The organism is Saccharibacillus sacchari (assembly GCF_037722395.1).
GTDB lineage: Bacteria > Bacillota > Bacilli > Paenibacillales > Paenibacillaceae > Saccharibacillus > Saccharibacillus sacchari_A.
The window spans coordinates 12,684-30,499 of record NZ_JBBKAR010000004.1 but is presented as its reverse complement, the minus strand read 5'-3'; the positions used below and the strand labels follow the sequence as shown (position 1 = coordinate 30,499).

General features: G+C 49.2%; 27 protein-coding genes. 5 read left to right on the top strand and 22 right to left on the bottom strand.

Annotated elements, in window-relative coordinates; genetic code table 11:
- Positions 1–16 precede the first annotated feature (16 nt).
- From WKI47_RS02290 to WKI47_RS02270, 5 genes are all read right to left on the bottom strand, one after another.
- Entirely contained in the window at positions 17–421 is a 405-nt protein-coding gene (locus tag WKI47_RS02290; protein ID WP_340225571.1) for a hypothetical protein, read from the bottom strand.
- A 255-nt stretch (positions 422–676) separates the two neighbouring features.
- Complete coding sequence (locus tag WKI47_RS02285; protein WP_340225570.1) at positions 677–931, bottom strand: hypothetical protein; 255 nt, start codon at positions 929–931, stop codon at positions 677–679.
- Positions 932–1,108: 177 nt separating this feature from the next.
- The gene (locus tag WKI47_RS02280; protein WP_340225569.1) at positions 1,109–1,609 is read right to left on the bottom strand and encodes an AAA family ATPase; all 501 of its coding nucleotides are present in this window, start codon (positions 1,607–1,609) and stop codon (positions 1,109–1,111) included.
- A 24-nt stretch (positions 1,610–1,633) separates the two neighbouring features.
- Positions 1,634–2,068, bottom strand: coding sequence for a hypothetical protein (locus tag WKI47_RS02275; RefSeq protein ID WP_340225568.1), 435 nt, complete (start codon positions 2,066–2,068; stop codon positions 1,634–1,636).
- A 16-nt stretch (positions 2,069–2,084) separates the two neighbouring features.
- Positions 2,085–2,624 carry an AAA family ATPase gene (locus tag WKI47_RS02270; protein WP_340225567.1) on the bottom strand — a complete coding sequence of 180 codons (540 nt, stop codon included), beginning with the start codon at positions 2,622–2,624 and terminating at the stop codon, positions 2,085–2,087.
- Between the two features lie 121 nt (positions 2,625–2,745).
- Here WKI47_RS02270 and WKI47_RS02265 point away from each other — a divergent pair, with 121 nt between their 5' ends.
- Positions 2,746–3,150, top strand: a complete 405-nt coding sequence (locus WKI47_RS02265) for an SET domain-containing protein (protein ID WP_340225566.1) — start codon at positions 2,746–2,748, stop codon at positions 3,148–3,150.
- A gap of 65 nt (positions 3,151–3,215) precedes the next feature.
- Here WKI47_RS02265 and WKI47_RS02260 read toward each other — a convergent pair whose 3' ends face one another.
- The 8 genes from WKI47_RS02260 to WKI47_RS02225 all read right to left on the bottom strand — a co-directional run bounded on the left by WKI47_RS02260 (position 3,216) and on the right by WKI47_RS02225 (position 6,846).
- Positions 3,216–3,839 (bottom strand): GyrI-like domain-containing protein, encoded by a 624-nt coding sequence (locus WKI47_RS02260; protein ID WP_340225565.1) that lies wholly within the window; start codon positions 3,837–3,839, stop codon positions 3,216–3,218.
- Positions 3,840–3,909: 70 nt separating this feature from the next.
- Positions 3,910–4,245: a protein tyrosine phosphatase gene (locus tag WKI47_RS02255; RefSeq protein WP_340225628.1), complete on the bottom strand. Its 336-nt coding sequence runs from the start codon at positions 4,243–4,245 to the stop codon at positions 3,910–3,912.
- 33 nt (positions 4,246–4,278) lie between these two features.
- Positions 4,279–4,719: a VOC family protein gene (locus WKI47_RS02250; protein WP_340225564.1), complete on the bottom strand. Its 441-nt coding sequence runs from the start codon at positions 4,717–4,719 to the stop codon at positions 4,279–4,281.
- Between the two features lie 16 nt (positions 4,720–4,735).
- Entirely contained in the window at positions 4,736–5,335 is a 600-nt protein-coding gene (locus WKI47_RS02245) for a hypothetical protein (protein ID WP_340225563.1), read from the bottom strand.
- Positions 5,336–5,551: 216 nt separating this feature from the next.
- Positions 5,552–6,001, bottom strand: a complete 450-nt coding sequence (locus WKI47_RS02240; RefSeq protein ID WP_340225562.1) for a DUF1569 domain-containing protein — start codon at positions 5,999–6,001, stop codon at positions 5,552–5,554.
- Between the two features lie 27 nt (positions 6,002–6,028).
- On the bottom strand, positions 6,029–6,163 hold the full coding sequence (locus WKI47_RS02235; protein ID WP_340225627.1) for a DUF2691 family protein: 135 nt from the start codon (positions 6,161–6,163) through the stop codon (positions 6,029–6,031).
- Entirely contained in the window at positions 6,138–6,281 is a 144-nt protein-coding gene (locus WKI47_RS02230) for a DUF2691 family protein (RefSeq protein ID WP_340225561.1), read from the bottom strand. The genes WKI47_RS02235 and WKI47_RS02230 overlap by 26 nt, the downstream gene beginning before the upstream one ends.
- Positions 6,282–6,309: 28 nt before the next feature.
- On the bottom strand, positions 6,310–6,846 hold the full coding sequence (locus WKI47_RS02225) for a GNAT family protein (protein ID WP_340225560.1): 537 nt from the start codon (positions 6,844–6,846) through the stop codon (positions 6,310–6,312).
- A gap of 92 nt (positions 6,847–6,938) precedes the next feature.
- On the opposite strand from WKI47_RS02225, the gene WKI47_RS02220 reads away from it, so the two are divergent.
- On the top strand, positions 6,939–7,598 hold the full coding sequence (locus tag WKI47_RS02220) for a hypothetical protein (RefSeq protein WP_340225559.1): 660 nt from the start codon (positions 6,939–6,941) through the stop codon (positions 7,596–7,598).
- A gap of 29 nt (positions 7,599–7,627) precedes the next feature.
- On the opposite strand, the gene WKI47_RS02215 is transcribed toward WKI47_RS02220, so the two are convergent.
- From WKI47_RS02215 to WKI47_RS02175, 9 genes are all read right to left on the bottom strand, one after another.
- Complete coding sequence (locus WKI47_RS02215) at positions 7,628–8,116, bottom strand: NUDIX hydrolase (protein ID WP_340225558.1); 489 nt, start codon at positions 8,114–8,116, stop codon at positions 7,628–7,630.
- 22 nt (positions 8,117–8,138) lie between these two features.
- Entirely contained in the window at positions 8,139–8,558 is a 420-nt protein-coding gene (locus WKI47_RS02210) for an HIT family protein (RefSeq protein WP_340225557.1), read from the bottom strand.
- 38 nt (positions 8,559–8,596) lie between these two features.
- A complete protein-coding gene (locus WKI47_RS02205) occupies positions 8,597–9,133 on the bottom strand; it encodes a hypothetical protein (RefSeq protein WP_340225556.1) in 537 nt (178 codons plus the stop codon).
- On the bottom strand, positions 9,130–9,630 hold the full coding sequence (locus tag WKI47_RS02200) for an NUDIX hydrolase (protein WP_340225555.1): 501 nt from the start codon (positions 9,628–9,630) through the stop codon (positions 9,130–9,132). The genes WKI47_RS02205 and WKI47_RS02200 overlap by 4 nt, the downstream gene beginning before the upstream one ends.
- Before the next feature lie 61 nt (positions 9,631–9,691).
- On the bottom strand, positions 9,692–10,036 hold the full coding sequence (locus WKI47_RS02195) for a hypothetical protein (protein WP_340225554.1): 345 nt from the start codon (positions 10,034–10,036) through the stop codon (positions 9,692–9,694).
- A gap of 3 nt (positions 10,037–10,039) precedes the next feature.
- A complete protein-coding gene (locus WKI47_RS02190; protein ID WP_340225553.1) occupies positions 10,040–10,678 on the bottom strand; it encodes a hypothetical protein in 639 nt (212 codons plus the stop codon).
- Between the two features lie 501 nt (positions 10,679–11,179).
- Entirely contained in the window at positions 11,180–11,773 is a 594-nt protein-coding gene (locus tag WKI47_RS02185; RefSeq protein ID WP_340225552.1) for a chloramphenicol phosphotransferase CPT family protein, read from the bottom strand.
- A gap of 90 nt (positions 11,774–11,863) precedes the next feature.
- Positions 11,864–12,424 (bottom strand): AAA family ATPase, encoded by a 561-nt coding sequence (locus tag WKI47_RS02180; RefSeq protein ID WP_340225551.1) that lies wholly within the window; start codon positions 12,422–12,424, stop codon positions 11,864–11,866.
- A 65-nt stretch (positions 12,425–12,489) separates the two neighbouring features.
- Positions 12,490–13,104, bottom strand: a complete 615-nt coding sequence (locus WKI47_RS02175; protein ID WP_340225550.1) for a histidine phosphatase family protein — start codon at positions 13,102–13,104, stop codon at positions 12,490–12,492.
- Between the two features lie 176 nt (positions 13,105–13,280).
- Between WKI47_RS02175 and WKI47_RS02170 the strand changes: the two genes are divergently transcribed.
- The 3 genes from WKI47_RS02170 to WKI47_RS02160 all read left to right on the top strand — a co-directional run bounded on the left by WKI47_RS02170 (position 13,281) and on the right by WKI47_RS02160 (position 17,802).
- The gene (locus tag WKI47_RS02170) at positions 13,281–15,149 is read left to right on the top strand and encodes a sensor histidine kinase (RefSeq protein ID WP_340225549.1); all 1,869 of its coding nucleotides are present in this window, start codon (positions 13,281–13,283) and stop codon (positions 15,147–15,149) included.
- 3 nt (positions 15,150–15,152) lie between these two features.
- A complete protein-coding gene (locus tag WKI47_RS02165) occupies positions 15,153–16,823 on the top strand; it encodes a response regulator transcription factor (RefSeq protein ID WP_340225548.1) in 1,671 nt (556 codons plus the stop codon).
- A 76-nt stretch (positions 16,824–16,899) separates the two neighbouring features.
- On the top strand, positions 16,900–17,802 hold the full coding sequence (locus tag WKI47_RS02160) for a sugar ABC transporter permease (RefSeq protein ID WP_340225547.1): 903 nt from the start codon (positions 16,900–16,902) through the stop codon (positions 17,800–17,802).
- Positions 17,803–17,816: the final 14 nt, after the last annotated feature.

The window sequence follows — 17,816 nt, the reverse complement described above, 5'->3', positions numbered from 1 at the left end:
CAGCCCCAATCTACACTTATTTTCCTAAAATTTCTCTGAGTCCGTTAGCTACCTCTTTGTCTAACAAATACGCGGTGCTTGAGTCCGTAAATTTCACAAAAGAACCGTTCCATGTGCGATCCGGTCCCAAACCGAACCCGTAACTCTTGGTCTCCTGCTCACCGATCAAGTCCAATTGATACTCCGCGATATAACTGACATTCCCCGGTTGCTTCTCCCCACCCGCAATCGCTTGCTCAAATGCAAAAATCACTTTAGAATCTGTTGATTCATAATCTTCGCAAGGCCATTTCGGAATCTGATTCATGCAAGTCAATCGGAGAGTACGGGCTTCTGTCTTGGGCGGCTCTTGGTGAAAGATACTCAGCAAAAATATAGACACAACAGCGATGATCAGGAGAAAGATAAGCGGTCTACGCATCCTCGCACCTCTTTTAAGGGAATTATTCTATTGGATTAACGATTGAATGGCGATAAAAAGAAGACCCCGGATGTTAAGAGTCTCCCTCTTATTCATCACTCCGGTTTCCCTAACAGATCCCGAAGCTTGTTCGAATCTTCAACCGATATCGAATAACCCGTTGATGTATCTGGCAGCTTCACCAATAATCCTTTCATATCGCGCAACGAACCTAACGACAGAATGGTAGTTTCCGCAAAAGCATCACTTCCCTCTTCATCGTTCAAACAGATTCATATACACCCACATCGCTTTATGATACCCCTTCAAGTTGAACAAAATCTGAGCGGGCCTAGTGATCGTATAGTTCTTATTGATCGAATTCGGATGCCGGTACATTTGATAACCGTCTTCGAACGAAATTTCGTCTTTGTATTTGTATAGGACGACCACATATATCGGATCTTCATATCGGGCTTTGTTTATCAATTCGTCACGGTCGATACCGTCGATACTGCGAATAGCCTGCATGGCTTCCTGCGTCTGCTGCTTGATCGAAATTCCGGAGTCCTGCGGATAAAAACCGATCGTGATCCAGCAAGTCAGCGGTATGATAAGAAGCGCTGTGTTCCAAACCGCTTTTTCCGATCAACTTCAGTACGTCAGCATCTTTTGTATCGGCGTAACGCACTCTTTTTTGGCCTGGATTTAGATTCGATTCCAGTGAGACAAGCGGTTGCTCTTTACCCTCAACACCTTATTTCCGTACCGTGCGAGCTGTGCTTCAAACTGGGGACGGTTATGCTCGAAATCATTCGTCCACCGGAACATTGCTTTAAGCATCTTCAGATCCGGTGTATAATGCGCGCTCTCCAGCCCCAGCTTCTGCTTCACAAAGCGCCTGACAATCCGTATTTTCCGTTTCCATAGCGGCGGATCGAGAAAAATCACCGTATCTGCCAAATCGTACAGCTCCGCATAGGAAGACCGATGGACGCCTTCCATGATCCAGGGTCCTTTCCGGTCAATTTGGCGAATCAGATCCATTTGTTCTTCCGATGTGCGTTTGCCGTCCCCTTCTTCCGTACGTCGGTGCACGATATTGTCCAACTCATACCAGCAAACTCCGCTTTGCGCGGACAATCGCCTAGCTAAAGTCGTTTTCCCGCTTGCGACGATGCCGATGATGAGAATTTTTTTCCTATTCATCTTCGCTTAAATCTCCCCGGTCCTTTATTCTTTCGATTCTTCCCCGCTTGGCGGATTCGAAGGTGCATCTGTCGGAAAATCTTCAGGTAGGTGATCCGGGTATTCGCCGAGGCTAGCTGGTTGGGTGAAAAAGGAGAGATCGTCGCCCAGCAGCATGATATTGTAGATCCGTTGATTTGAACGCTCCAGACGCAGATCGTAAGTATGTATTTCTTCCTCCACTTCATCCAGCAGCGTCATGACCACATGCTGGACCAATTCGTCATACTCTTGAATCAACCACGAGAGACGCGAAGGAAGGCGATTTTCAAGCACCTTTCCGTAAAAGTAATCGTCGAGCTGCCTTGAAGGCCGATACTCGATCTTCGCTACGCGTTCATTTCGAGTATGCGACACGATATAATCCTGAATCCCTTCTTCGATTGGATGATTGTCTTTGCCCTTTTCATGATTCGTCATCTCTTTTCTTCCTTCCCTAACTCAAGACTTTAGTTTGCCATGCAATCCCGCATCGACCGATGATCCGTTGAATGACCTCTTCGGTCGTCAAATGATCGGTCTCGATATGCTCGCCGAATCGCTCCTGCGAAAATGCGGCCTGGCATCGATCGATCTGCTGCGCAGACCATGAGTCGGCATCATCGCCTCTTTTACTTAAACGCTGCAATAAAGTCTCCCGTTCGGCCATCAGCGTAAAATGTCGGATCTCGATACCTTGCGCGCGAAGCTGCCCTACCAGTTCTTCGAAATAATCAGGGTTTACGAGGGTCATCGGAACGATGATCGTCCCTGGGTATTCGCGCGCCAGATCGCCGAGCAGGGATACATTGATCTCTCGCCATATCTTGTGGTCCTGAAAATCGGATCGAAGCAAATTCGCCGGGAAAACGGTCCGAATAAAATAGCCTACGTTCTCCGGATCATACAAAAACGAACCTGGAATACGTCGTTGCAACTCTTCTGCCGTTGTTGTTTTGCCGGAGCCAAATGCACCGTTGATCCATAAAATCATCATAAACCCTTCTTTCTTTTTCCATATTGATCTGCCTTGCCGTTCCAACAGGATTAGGCTACAATTATCGTTATGTCCAAGCGAGACGATACCCATCCAATCCAAGAAATGCGAAGGTGACCCCATGATCGAAGTTAAGCATTCCGCGCTCAGCGGCGGCGAGTTTACAAGAGGCGTATTCGCGACCCGCGATATTGCAAAAGGCGAACTGATCCACGAAGCCCCGGTCGTCGCTTACGAGAACGAGGAACACGAACATATCGAGAAAACGATTTTGGAAGATTACGTGTTTGAATACGGAGCGAACCATACGGCGATCCTGCTCGGTTACGGAAGCCTGATCAACCATTCCTACACGCCCAATGCAACTTACGAAATTAGTTTTGAAAAGCACACGTTTGATTTCTACGCCTACACCGACATCAAAGCCGGCGATGAGATCCTGATCAACTACAACGGCGAAGAAGACAACATGGACCCGCTGTGGTTTATGGAAGACCAAGCTAAGCAGGGCGAAGAAGACAAGTAAAACAGGAACACAGATGCCGGATGACAGAGCAAATGCTTTGTTTTTCGGCTTTTTTGTCCAGACCGTCAGTTCTTCTGCACCCCGAACCGCAATACCGTCTTACGTTTCTCCGGTGCTGTTTTGCGTGGATCGGAGATGTAAATCTCGCGATGCAGCTTACTTTTGCGATTCCAACCCTTCTCCGTACAAAACTGCTCCATACGCGCAAAACTAGCCGGTTCATCATCATAGCTGCCGATATGCATCATCTGACAGCTCATTCCGTCCTCCACCTGTTCAAACCGCACCTCGTCCAACAGCGGATTCGGCTTTTTCTTCTTCGTTTGGGTCAAAAATCGCTCAAAGCCGTCCTCAGTCAAAAAGTCCGGTTGGCGAATCATCAGTTTGTACTTGAGGTTGCTTTTATCGGTGGAAGGCTTCGTATAGTCAACCAAATCCCAAATTCCTTCTAAAGGAAAGACCGTATATTCGTAGTACCCCTCCGGAATATCATCGCTTTTATAGGACATTTTGACCGCGTAACTCAGACTGTACAAGGCTTCCGTCGCCCGAGCAAAGCCGTCTTCATTGGGATCGCCAGTGCCTTCAATTGTGAAAAAAGGAATCTCCGGCACTTCCAGCACTTCCGGGTTTGCCTTAGGCAGATAAAGGAACTTATAGTCCTTCTTATAATCGATCTTCTTGCTCATCTGCCAGACCTCCTTATGCTCGTATGTATCCGCGATACGTATAAATCCAGTCAACGCCGAGCTTGTCCAATCACAAATCCTCCGGAAGCACAAGATGCTCGGACACCCGCGACTTTAATATTTCAATCAGATCCTCATCCATATAGCCGTAGTCATCGGGGATGTCGAGACAGACCAGAGATTTCCCTTGTAGCTCCGCACCAAACTTTTCGCGCAAGCGCCGGACATGCTTTTTTTCCATAACAAAAATTCGATCGGCCCAGCCGATATGCCCTTCCGTTACTTTGATTCGTGCCCCGGTCTCCGTACCCGCCGACCTCACATCGTAGTCAGCCAACGGCTCGAAAATCTTTTCCGCAGTCAGGCTTCTCCATTTATTGCGACTGCATACGAACAATAGCTTAATATTCTTCACCCCAATCGAAATCATCCTTTTATCTCAAAACGACGTCATCGCTCCATACTCGTTGAATACTGCCGTCGGGTTCCAGGCTACTTCCCATAGATTATTTTCCGGGTCCATAAAATGTCCGGTTCGCCCGCCCCATGCAGCATCGCTCGGTCCGTTGAGAACCTTGCCGCCTTTGACCTGCACTTGGTGTATATTCGCATCGACCTGTTCCGGCGAATCGACGTTGATCGACAGCGTGACGCCTTTAAAGGCAGAAGGCTCAGACGGAAGACTTACCGACTCCAGACCGGCTTCATGCAAGGCTTCCGCAATAGGAAAAATGGATAGCAGCACGCCAGCGGTCTTGAATACGGCGTACTCATCCGAACTGACATCCGTTTCCGGCCAACCCAAGCTCCGATAAAATGCCCGCAACGTAGGAACACTGTTAGCTGCGACCGTTACCAACGTGATTTTTGCAGGGATCATGTTCAATTCCTCCTTATTATACTTGCAGCAACAACCTCTTCAACCGTTCGCTTACCGCTCCGGCAAGATCAGGCGTTCGAGCGACTAACCACGTATATAGCGGTCCGTCGATAAAGCCTTCAAGCTCGGTCGCGCAGCGGTAGACGCTTTGCAGCAGTTCCTCATAGGGATAGACAATTGGCTTTTCCGTAGCAGAGATATGGTCCGGCCAGATGTAGGCTTGATCCCCTTCGTACGCAATGGTCGGCCACGGATCATGCCCCAACCACGGGCTTTGCCGATTGGCGACGTCTTCGATGATCTCCGGAATCTGCTCGACTCCGGCGCAGCAACCGGGCATAATCCGTCGGTTTTCATCTTGGTAAAAAGCAATGCCTCCGCTAAGCGTAATTCCGTCTTCTTCGTCCAACTCCATAAAAGCTCCCAGCATCTCATCCGGTGTCGGGCGGAGTTCGAGTTGACTGGCACCCAGAAGCGTATATAGGAACAGCTCAACTTCGCGTTCATTTGCCAGAGCCGACAATGGGATACAGTCATTGACGTCAGTCGAAGCGTTCAACCACTCCGGTCGCTCTCCGTAAGGTTCAACGCGTAAAACCGGACGAGCATAGGGCATACATACAACCTCCTACTTTTTCACTGCCACGATTCTTAAAGGACGGTAATCCGCGATAGTCGATATTGGTCGGCTGATCAGATCCCTGTCGTACATGCCCGATAAATCCGTACACGAACACACGCTTGTGCAGCCGCATAAAGGATATGACCCATTGACGTTTGCTCATTGCCCATACCTCACACAAACGTGTAACTTTTGGATTTTGGGATGACGCTATACGTTGAACTGTCGCAAGTGATGATCCAGATGTTTGTAGATTCCTTTGCCCCATTCTTCAGCACTTAATTTTCCAAAAAACGGGTGAGGATACAGGCGCTGTTGATCGGGACCGACGTGTTGCAAGGTTTGGAGTTTTTGCTTCAGGATTTCTTTTTCGGCGTCAAAAGCTTGCGGATCTGGGATGATGAGGATCGGGATGGTGGACATGTCTCGCGGAAGCGGCTTATCGTTGTAAAAAACAGGCTTGGCCAAGCGACCGACTACGATGCCTAACCAGCTTCTCGAACTGCGCTTGTCACCTGTGGCGATGTCTTGAAAAGCCGAACAATGTGCCAGCATTTGAGCCACATTCATCTTGCCCCATGACGGTTCAACGTTCGGTTGCAGTTGATCGATGCGGGTTAGAATTTCTTCGGTTGACGGGAGATCGAAGATGTTTTTCATCTGAACAACTCCTTAGGGACGGTGATATTAGAAGACCGTTAACTTCGTTCTAAAATCGTTTTCGTAGGTAATGTAGCGAACATTTTTGTAGTTTCGATGTCGGGCATGGTTATGGATATGGTGTGCAATTGTTTTTTTACAATCCGGGAAACATAAGCTCATGCTCACCGTTTAGGATTCGGTATGATTCTTCGGCTCCGATCCACCAGTTATGTTCGGCAACTTGAAAAGGCCGCAATAGCTCGCCGAGAACGTTTCCATATTCATTCGGGATTTCCACGCTTGCGCCTCGGATCCTTTCAGTGCGTTTATCTATGTCCAAGGCTTTTCCATTCCTTTTCCAATATACTCATTTCAATCAAATTCCAAAATACGTCTTTGTACCTTCTTGCATCCCGGATCAGTCCCTCTTGAACAAATCCTGACTTTTCATAGCAGCGGATTGCGGAGTGGTTAAAGTCAAACACGCCCAGGCTGATGCGGTGTAGATGGTGTTCGTCGAATCCGATGCGCAGTGCTTCCCGAATCATTTGCGTGCCGTAGCCCTTGCCTTGATGATTCGCGCCGAACAGCAGTACTTTGCCGATTCGTCCCGAACGGTTGTCACGATCCAGGCTCAGACAGAGATGCCCTACCGTTTCGTTGATCGATTCGTCGAAGACTTTGTAAATGAGACGCTCTGAGGAATCTCGATCATTGGCTCCTTGCAAATAAGACTCCAACTGATCGACGGATAACGGATATTTGAATTGAGGACCGGACCATTGCAGCAAAAAGGCCTCATCGCCGCTCCATCTGATGAGTGAATCGAAGTCGTCCGGGGTGAAATATTGTAAAGAGAGCATGAGAATCTTCCTTTCGGCTTTGGTATAAAAAAATAACGTTCCGTTGAAAAGAGACGTTTATTGAATAAGCATACGTTGGAGGAGGGAAACGGATGATATTCAAAAGGTTGCTTTTGCTTGCCTTGATTGTCCTGCTCGGCGTTCTTGTAGCTTGCGGAGAGGATACCATGAGACACGCGGATTCTCAACCCGACTCAATCGAAATGACGACGGAACATACTGGAAAAGCGATCGTTCAAGCAACTTCGTTTATGATCGAAATGGAAAAGAACCAATTGGTACGGGACTCGGATACCATCATTCACGGAATCGTCCTTTCTCAAGAAACGGAAAACGACTTTACCGGACTGCCGGCCACCGATACGTTCGTTCAGGTCCTCACCGTTTACAAAGGAAACCCCGGCGAGATCGCAGAGGTTCGGACAGAAGGAGGCGAGACTGACGACAAAATCTTGCTCGTAGACGAAAAAGCAACCCCTATGTTTACGGTCGGTGAGGAAGTCGTGTTATTCCTGAGCTCCAATAAAGGTTCCCGACTCGATAAAGAAGATTTCGATTACGGCGTACTTGGCCTTGCCAACGGAAAGTTCACTGTCGAACCGGATTCGGATGGAATCATTGAAAATCAGTGGGGCTCGCACCGCTTCGACTTTGATCATATGCAACATGAAATCGATGAGCTTGAACGCTATAACGAGCTTCACAACGTGCCGAGCCTCTTTCTGCCCGAGGGTGAAGAAAGCGATATTTAAACGGTTTTCAAACGCGGAGCCGGTGAAGCTTACACTTGTCTTTGCAGCTTGACTTCGCATTCGGTATTGGTGGCGGTTGCATATTCAAGATAGTTTACGGCGCCTTCGAATTTCAAATAGGCTTCGTAGCGTAGACGGATCGCTGGCAGCGTGATGAAATTCAGCACCTTTTCCTTGGGTATCCACCGGCAGTCACTCGTCTCTTCCGAAGTGGACAGCTCTCCGCCTACGGCTCTGCATACGAAATCGAACATCACTTTGGTCGGAACATCCGTTACGCCATCGTACCATTTATGTATAGCGGTATTGGAGACAACGTTCACCATATAGCTCACGACCGCCTCTATTCCGCTTTCTTCCCGAATTTCGCGAATCACGCCGTCGATCAAGTTTTCCCCGATCTCCGTAATTCCGCCTGGATATACCCATCCGTCATCATGAGCTTTCACCAATAAAATATTACCTTTTCCATCTTCCACGATCCCGCCTGCCGATACGATATGCGTAGGGAATGTCATGATGTAGCCTCCTGAGTTTGGTTTATGTTCTATCCGGTAATAAATGCAGGATTTTCTCCTTTGTTTGGCCCAATCGCTGCGCAGCGTCATTCGGTTGAGCAGGTTCTCCCCAAACAAAATGATCGCCAGCATATCGGGGAATCACATGCATATGATAATGGTTCAGATCGTTGAAATCCCCTCCGTCTTGGCACACTCGTATACCGTTAGGCTGGAAGATCGTCTTCAATGTTTGAACCAGCATACGAGAAGCATCCATAATGGCATGCGCGACTTCGGTATCCATCTCGTCGAGGTCAAGACAGTGCTTTTTGGGAAGGATCAGCGTATGTCCCTCATTAAAAGGATCGATATCCAGAACACAGGTGACCAACTCATTTTCGTATACAATGTTCAGATTCGGCTCCAATCCGTTGGCGATTCTGCAACCCAAGCATTCCATGGTTCAAGTTATCCTCCTATTCCTTTTTTAAAAAAACCTTACAAACGATAATGTACTCCTTCAAATTTCAAATGGTCCGGTACGGTATCCGCTCCGAAATAAAAGCCTTGAAGCTTTTCGTCGAAAAAGTTCTTCAATTCTTCCTGCTCGATCGAATACCGAAGTCCATCCCGATTCACGTCCGTTCGAGTTACATAGACTTGATCCAGATCATATTGAATACGAACTTCTTTATTGGGTTTGACTGTGAACACGATTCCGGCGCTGATGTTCGACGGAATGTCGTCCATCAGCGTAATCGCGGATTCGGGAGCATCGTTTATCCAACCTATAATGTTGTTGATCTGTTGTTGATCCAAAGGAATATCCTCAAATTCAATAAAGGCGATTCCATTTTTCTGCGAATAAACCGATCTTCCCATTTCGGTATTGGTGATCTGCTTGGTGCTCACTTGGCTTTTCACAATCGAGGCTACCGGATCGGAATTCGGATTGAACAAGAAAATCGCGATCGCCGCAACGACAGGAATCGCGAGCAAATAGATCGGTTTGAACTTTGGGTGATTATTTCTCATACGCTGTTCCTCCTTGCGAAATGTCGATGTTTCAGATAATAGATTAGCCCGGCCCGATCGACGTCCGAAAATTGCCGAGGTTCTTCGGACATAAGCCGCTCGATTTCTTCGACTGACACCCAACGAATATTTGCCGTATCGTCGCCTTGTTTCAACAATTCGCCTTCGGTTTTCACGATGAAATACGTACCGACTGAATCGACCGGACCTTTTATCGTCTGATACACGCAGTACGGAGCCAGACATTCGACTTCGAATGCCGGATTGATTCCTACGGTGTCGACGCGCGTCTCGCTGCCTTGAATTTCCGTTACCGTCAAGCCCGTTTCTTCGAAAACTTCTCTTTTCAACCCGTCCAGGATTGATTCGAACGGCTCTAATTGCCCGCCCGGAAGCTCCAGCGATTCTTGATCGGTTTTGGTCCGGGTCTGAATGACCAGTTCGGTTACTCCGTGATTTTCTCGCTCGATAAAAGCCCGCGCGTTGACGTAAAACATCGACGGATCGCCTGCCTTTCGAAGGGTATGTCTTGCCTTTCGATTTTTTTATCTGATGTGCTCAATATTCCCCGTTGTACTCCACATCACCCGTTTTTCTCACCCGGTCGATATGGTAAGGCATATAGACGTTTTGCGTTTGCGGATACAGATTTTCGATAAAAGCTACCACCGCTTCCATCGCATCATCCGACTTGAAAAAGGCTTCGTTCAGATAACCTCCCAGCAACGCTGCATCGCCTTTAAATTTCAAACAAAGGTAGCCGTAACCCGGATCTACGATCACAAGATCGGATATCCGGTTCTTATCGGGTTCTTTCGCCGCGTCGTAGAATCGGATCATGATATCCTGCTCGCGTTCAAACGTCTCTACATCGCAGGAGAAGTTCTCGTATTGGAATTTCATCGTTTAGAATTTCTCCTTTCCTAAATCCACTTTGGCATATTTTTTAATTAGCTCCGGATCATGATCGACCCAAGACGAATCTATCCACACATGAACGCCAATCAGACTCGAAAGTTGATTGACGGCTTGTTCGGGGCTTCCGCTTGCCAACAACTGGCCGATGCCGGCTTTTTTTATTCCCACCACTTCTTGCAGAAAAGCGAAATCCATTGTTTCCGGTTCAAGCTTATACTCGTCTTCAGCCCAAGTTCCGCAAAAATATTTTCTGCACCGTACCTCGCCGTCTTGGAATATCGTCCATTCGAAGATATCCTCGTCGAAAAAGCCGACAGTCATTACCGGTTCAACTACGAACATAGACAATAATTCTCCGACTCGCGAGACCGTTTCCCATTCGAAATAAGAATTGAGCACGGTGGTCCATTCGCCGCTTTGATGCATATAATAAGTCACATGCGACTCGTTTTCCCTAGAGAGGCTTCCTTTCTCTTTTCGCTGGATATACGGATCGAGAATGTTCGTGTCACGCAAGATCGGCTTGGCCAACACATGCCCTGCCTGATCGCTCAATTTCTGCAAAGCGTCAAGCACAAGCTGCCGGTTTTGCGTTTGGATATGAAGGTTCGCGAATTTTGTACCCATTCCGTCACTTCTCCTCAAACTTAGATATACCGCTCTTCGATGACTATATCTTTTCCCGTATATCGAGCGTTAAAGTAAGGCACTTTATTCAGCAAAGGGGAGTGATCCGGTAGCTGTTCGTGCCGATCCAACCACTGGCGAAAACGCGGTAAAATTTCTGTTTCCAAGTTGGTTTTCACTTCAAAAGCTTTGTCCTTCGGCAGCGCTCCCGCTCTGATGTAAAGTCGATTGTGATCGAAATTCTCATTCGGTTTCCAAAAATGAACTTCGAAAATCGAACCGACCGGCTTAGTTACCCAATAGACCAAATCCACATGAATCGATGCGTTATGCTTCGTCAAAAAGCCATCCAGTGAATCGGCTTCCATATTATAAACGTATCATTTCACGCAAAAGTTAGGTTCGTTCGACATATAGGTGGGTTCGACTTGGTGTTTGCAAGATGCGGATAACGCAATGACGTTCGCCATGTTCAATCCAACCTTTCGTTCCAATATACCCTCACACGCCAAGAGATTTTTTGCTGGATTGTTCAAACGTCGAATATGTCTCCCCGGATCGAATAAACTTCAATATTTTTTCGGCACACGCTTCAGGACTTAACTCCTCGGTGTTCACCTCGACGTCGTATTTTTCGAATGTATACACGCCATCAAACTGCGCATTTGCCAAGCCGATTGCCCGGTCTCCCCGTGCCTGCTCTCTTCTCGCCAATTCTTCTTTCGAGCAGATGACGCCGACGAACAACGTGGGATGACCGGAAAACAGTTCTTGGCACGTTTTGAACCATTTTTCGTTATCGACCACCGTGTCCATGATGACGTTCACTCCCATTTCCGAAAACAATTTGATCGTCGAATAACACATCGAGATGATCGGATCGAAAATGATCTGTGCAACGGTGTTTTGATCCACTTCGTTCGCAGGCTCAAGGTTAGGAAACTTATGATCGACAAAATCGTTAAACCCTTGGAAAAAATCATCGACGGACACATGCTGGAACTTCATTGCGGTTTGCTTGAGCAGCTTTTTGGCGATACTGCTTTTTCCCGAACTGGAAGTCCCGTTCAAAAATACGATGATCCCTTTTTGCAAAAAAATTCCCCTTTTCTATACAAACGGTACGGTTTTTTGTTTGCCGGAGTCGTAATAAATGCCGCTAACCCCCTTCTGTTTCGAATTACGCTACAACCCGAATTTTTTTTTGATCTTCGCCGCTACCTGCTCCGCGTCCAGCCCCACGTTATTGATCCTTAAATAATTGGGTTTGTCGATTTCTCCCGGTCGCGAATTCAGCCGGTGGTTCTCATACGTTCTGACCATCTCTTGTTCCGACCTTGCGACATCCCGCTTGGTCGGTTTATGGGATAGACGGTTTTCGGTCACATTTCGTTTTTTCCGTTCCTCCAAATCCGCTTCCAACTCGACCAGATACACGCTCGCGCCTCTGGATTCGAACAGGTTCGACACCCGCTCGATCTCCTCCCAGTCGCTTTGCAGATCGAACGCCCACACGTATGTAAAAATAAGTCCGGCCGTATCGCTTTTGGATACTTCTTCGAAAATTTCTTGGCGGATCAAGCCGACCAGGCGCTTGCCCGCAGGCGTGCCGTAATCGAAAAAGTTGGATACGAAGTCGATCGACATATGGTTATGAAAAAGTTTCAGGTCCGTGATAGCTTCCAACCGTTGTCCGACCGTCATTTTTCCCACGGCTTGAGGACCGAATAAAATTACGAGTTTCATCAGATACGACCTCCAAATACCTTGACCGCTTAAAAGGTTAGGTTAATAAATAGATTAAATACAGATCAGATAGGTTGCGTGGCATTCTCCAGAGCGATCGTCCATTTTCCGTCCACATGCTCGATACGATGCAGACTGGTATGCGCGGAAGGAAACGACTTGCTTTGATTGCTCCACGCTGCGCCTTTTAAAAGATGGTACACGATGTTGATAACGCCCCCGTGCGTGACGATCAGGATGTTACGATCGCTTTTTTGGGCCAATTGCTTTTCGCATAACCCGGTAAAAGAAGCTTCGATACGATCGTAAAATTCCTGCGGACTCTCGCCGCCCGGAAATCGTTCGTCCATCCGCAAACCGGAAAAATAAAGCCCGGGAAAACGCTCGTTCACGATCTCGTTGGGCATGCCCGCTATGATCCCGTTATTCATTTCTCTCCACTGCGCATCGCGTTCGACAGGCACATCCAGAAACCGTGAGATCTCGCTTGCCGTATCCAACGCCCGCTGCAAGTCGCTGCTTACGATTCGACCGATACGAAAAGCACTTGAGTTGCGAGCTTTGAGATATTCCCCCAGCTTCTCGGATTGCCTGTAGCCCTCCGTATTCAGCCCTCGCTGACTCCAACCTCCGCGGTAGCTTTCGTCATCCGCACCGTGTCTTACCAGATAAATCGTCATACTTTTCCTCCTCATATCGGAATCGGCATTAACAGGAATTTTTCACCCAAATATACACATAAAATAAACTCTTAATCTTCTGCTTCCATTCTATGGTTTTTCGGCAAATATGCAAATCCGGTCTTTCCGGTTTTAAAATTTGATCTATAATCAGAGCTATCGAAAGGAGGCACACGATGTTTTATTCGCTGCGCAATCGGTTGATTTTATTTTTCGTGATTCTGCTTGTCTTGTCGTTCAGCACGTTGGCGATTTTGCTGTTCAACGAAGCGCGCTCCGTGATCCGCTCTTACATCGAGTCGTCGGCTTTGGAGAAAATGGACGAATACGGCTCTTACGTAGACATGGTGCAGACGCAAATCTACGATCTGGCTTCGCTTGTTTTCAACAGCGATACGACGGAAAAATGGGACGCGGCCGTCTCGAACCCGGAGATCGGCAGCGGGGAAAAGATGCTCGCGCATCTGCAAATGAGCCAATTTTTGACCCGGGCGGCGAATAGCTACTCCAGCGTCTCTTCCGTGAGCATTTACCGGCAGGAAGGACTCTGGGTCGGCAGCGGAAGCGGCAGTCCCGTGGAGTCCGGAGATTTTTTCAAACAAGAAGACTGGTATGTCCGCTTTTTCGCCGAAGGGAAACATTGGGTTGCCGCGCATCGGGATCAGGCAGAGCTGGAGCAGAACAATATGCACCCGGTCGTCAGCATGCTAATGCCGATCGGCAACTTCGAACCTTCGCGTAGCCGCAGCGTCATGAAGATCAATATCGACGCCGACTACTTCACCCAGCCGCTGGATCGAATCCATTTGGGCGAAAAAGGAACGATTTATCTGCTCGACGAAAACGGTCAACCGCTGCTGGAACCGTCAAGCTTCGAGATCGGCGCGGCCGACCGGGAAAATATCCGCAAAATCCGCAGTGGTTCCGCCAAACAGGGCGTGTTGTACGTGTCCGACGAACAAAGCCGAACCAGTATCATCGTGTACAAAAAGCTGGCGATGACCGACTGGATACTGATCGGCAAAGTGTCCGAAGCGGATCTGTACGCCAATCTGTTCAAACTTCGGGTCAGTATCGTTGTCGCGGCTTCCGTCCTGCTATTAACCTCGGTTATCGTAGCCAGCTTATTGTCTTATAGTATCACGAAACCGCTTTCAAAATTAGTGTCTGCTATGAATGATATCAAGCGCGGAGATTTCGAAAAAGCGCAACGCAAAATCCCGCCTGCCCTTCCGGTTCATAGCGAGATCGGATACGTGACGTTCACGTTCGGCGAAATGACCCGGCAGCTGAACGAACATATCAAAACGGAATTTGAACTGAAGCTGCTGCGCCAACAGGCCGAATACAAAGCGCTGCTCCTGCAAATCAATCCGCATTTTCTGTTCAACACGCTGGAGTTGCTCAGCAGCCTGGCGATGCAAAAGCGTACGGACGATACGGTAAGCGTGATCGAATCGTTGGGCAAAATGCTGCGCTTCTCTCTGCATATCCAAGACGATCTAACGACCGTGCGCGAAGAATTGAAATACGTGCGCGATTATGTGGCGATTTTGCAAATTCGCTTCGGCGATCGGCTGCATATCGACCTGAAGCAGCAGCCCGGTCTGGACGAGCTGAAGATGATCAAATTCATTTTGCAGCCGTTGATCGAGAATGCGGTCAAGTATAGTCTGCCGCAGCGTCGGAAAGCGACCGTGAACATCGAAGTCTATCGGGAGCAGCGGCATATTCATCTGACCGTGCAGGATAACGGCCCCGGCATGTCCGACGGGTCGGTCCATCGGTTCCTGCATGCGCCTTCGCCCGCCAGATTGGAGCAGATCCTGAGCAGCAGCAGTTGGCATATCGGGCTCGGCAACGTGCTGGCCCGCTGCCGGTTGTATTACGGGGATTCTTTTACGGTACATATTTATTCGCCTCCGCTAGACGACGACAGCGGCCCGACGGCAGCAGGCACCCGGATCGAGCTGGTCATTCCGGTTACGGAACATATGCGCGAACCGGAGAACGCTGAGATCGAAACGATGAAAAAGGAGCGCTGACTTATGTACACAGTGATGCTGGTCGACGACGAACCCGAAATCATTCAAGGACTCAAATTGAAGGTCGATTGGGAGCAGATCGGCTTGACGATAACCGCCGAAGCGTTGAACGGACGGCAAGCGATCGAGCGATTGGAGCAAAATCCGGTCGATATCGTCGTGACCGACATGAATATGCCGCTGATGAGCGGAGTCGAATTTTTGGAACAGTGTCAGGCCCGTTTCCCCGAGATTCTGATCATGGTCATTACCGGCTACGAGGATTTTCAATATGCCCGGGCCGCGATCCGCAGCCATGCGCGCGATTACCTGCTGAAGCCTGTCGCGCGCGACGAATTGGCCCGTTCCCTAGAAAAGGTCAAACAGGAATTGGATCAAAAACGGTCGGAGCGTCAGCAGCAAGGCGAGCAGGCATGGCGGTTGTCGCGCTTTTACGAGGAGATGAAAGAAAATTTTATTTTGCGCTTGCTCAAAGATCCTTTCACGCCGGACCGTCAGCTCGCGGAACGCTCCCGATTGTTCCATCTGGATCGTTGGGAAGATAAGCGGATACGGTTCGTCACGCTGGGACTCGGCGAACGAGGTCAGACGCTGCTCTCCTCTTCCTCCTCCACTCCATCGGACCTGTCGGCGCCGCAGCGTCCTGCCGATCAGATGCGCCTGCCGTTCGAGCTGGTGTGCCGGGAATGGGGTCAGCGGACGGAACAGGCAGCGGCCGTTTTCCGCGATACGGCTTATCCCGAACTGATGCACGTCCTGATCGACGACGAGAACGAAGTTGTAGGGCGGGAAGTTTCGCTTAAGCTGGACGAGCTGATCGGCTTGATCGAACAGCTCGTAGGCATCCGTCCGCTGTTGGGTCAAGGTCCGTCGGTACAAGGAATGGTTTGCTGGAAAGACGGATATATCGGCGCGCTTCTGGATTGGAACTTGCGGGAAAAGCAGCAGCTCCACGGTTCTTTATCGAATATGCTCCCCGCAAGCGCAGAACCTCGGCAACCGTTGCGGGATCGGACCCAGGAAATGAATCTTTACTTGGCAAAAGAAGATTTCGAAGCTTACGACCGACTGCTCCAAGCCGAACTTGAGCAAGCTTTTCGGATATCCCGGCCCTATTTCGCAAAAACGATCTTCCGAATCTGTATCGGTCTGGAACATATGGCGCACGAGCATCGGCTGGAATCGGACGGGCACGACCAGTTATGGATACGTCCCGAACAGGTGTTGGAACTGCGCAGCATGGAGGAAGCTTTCGCCTTTATCCGCAAATTCGCGTCCAAGCTGTGCCGACAGCTGCAAAAACGATCGGCTGAATCATCGGACGACGCTTCCCGAATCCGTCAAGCCCGGCTTTGGATCGACGGCAATTATATGTATGACCTGAGTTTGACGGAGATCGCCGAACGCTTCAACTATCACCCCTCCTACTTCTCGGAATTGTTCAAAACGCGCACCGGACAGACCTTTATCGGCTATGTAACGGAAGCGCGCATGAAGCAAGCGACCCATCTGCTTGGCCACACCGGGTTAAGCTTGTCGGATATCGCCGAACTGACCGGATTTTCCAATGCCAGCTACTTCAGCGCCAAGTTCAAAAAACTACACGGCATCGCTCCGTCCGAATACCGTCAACAGCAATCCGAAAAAAACGCTAGCGTTTTGCCGAAAAAATAATATTCAAGCGGCTCGCTCCACCGTCTATGATGGGTTCATCCGGATAGACAGACGATTTGGAAGGAGCTGAGAACCGATGAAATCTTTGCGACGCCGGGAATCCAATTGGACCGCTTACGCCTTTTTGACGCCCTGGTTGATCGGCTTTTTCTGCCTGACGCTGGGTCCTATGCTCGGTTCGCTGTATTTATCGTTGACCCAATACAATCTGCTTTCTCCCCCGACGTGGATCGGAACCGAAAATTACCGGCAGATTTTCACGGCAGACAACACGTTCACCGCTTCGCTGCTGCTGACGTTCAAATACGTGTTGCTGTCGGTTCCGCTGCGGCTGATCTTCGCTTTGGCGATCGCGCTGGCGCTGAACAAAGGCATCCGCGCGCTGGGCATCTACCGTACCGTCTACTATATTCCGTCCTTGCTCGGAGGCAGCGTGGCGATTGCGATCGTATGGCGGCAAATTTTCGACGGCAGCGGCGCGCTCAATCAATTTCTGGCCTGGTTCGGCATTCACGGCCCGTCCTGGATTTCGCATCCCGATTATATCGTGTATACCATCGTCAGTTTGTCGACCTGGCAGTTCGGTTCGGCGATGGTCATTTTTCTGGCCGGCTTGAAGCAGGTCCCCGCCGATCTGTACGAAGCGTCGCAGATCGACGGAGCGGGCAAGGTCAAGCAGTTTTTCCGGATCACGCTTCCCATGCTGTCGCCGGTGCTTTTTTTCAACCTGGTGATGAGCATCATCAATTCGTTCCAGGCGTTCACTCCGGCTTACGTGATCGGCGACGGACGCGGCGGACCGCTGGACGCGACGATGTTTTACACGCTGTACCTGTATTTGAAAGGATTCTCATTTTTCGATATGGGTTACGCGTCCGCGCTGGCCTGGATCATGCTGGTCATTATCGGGGCATTCACGGCGCTTGTGTTCTTGACGTCCCGCTTCTGGGTATTCTACGGCGATCAGGAAGGGAGATAACGGACGATGAATAT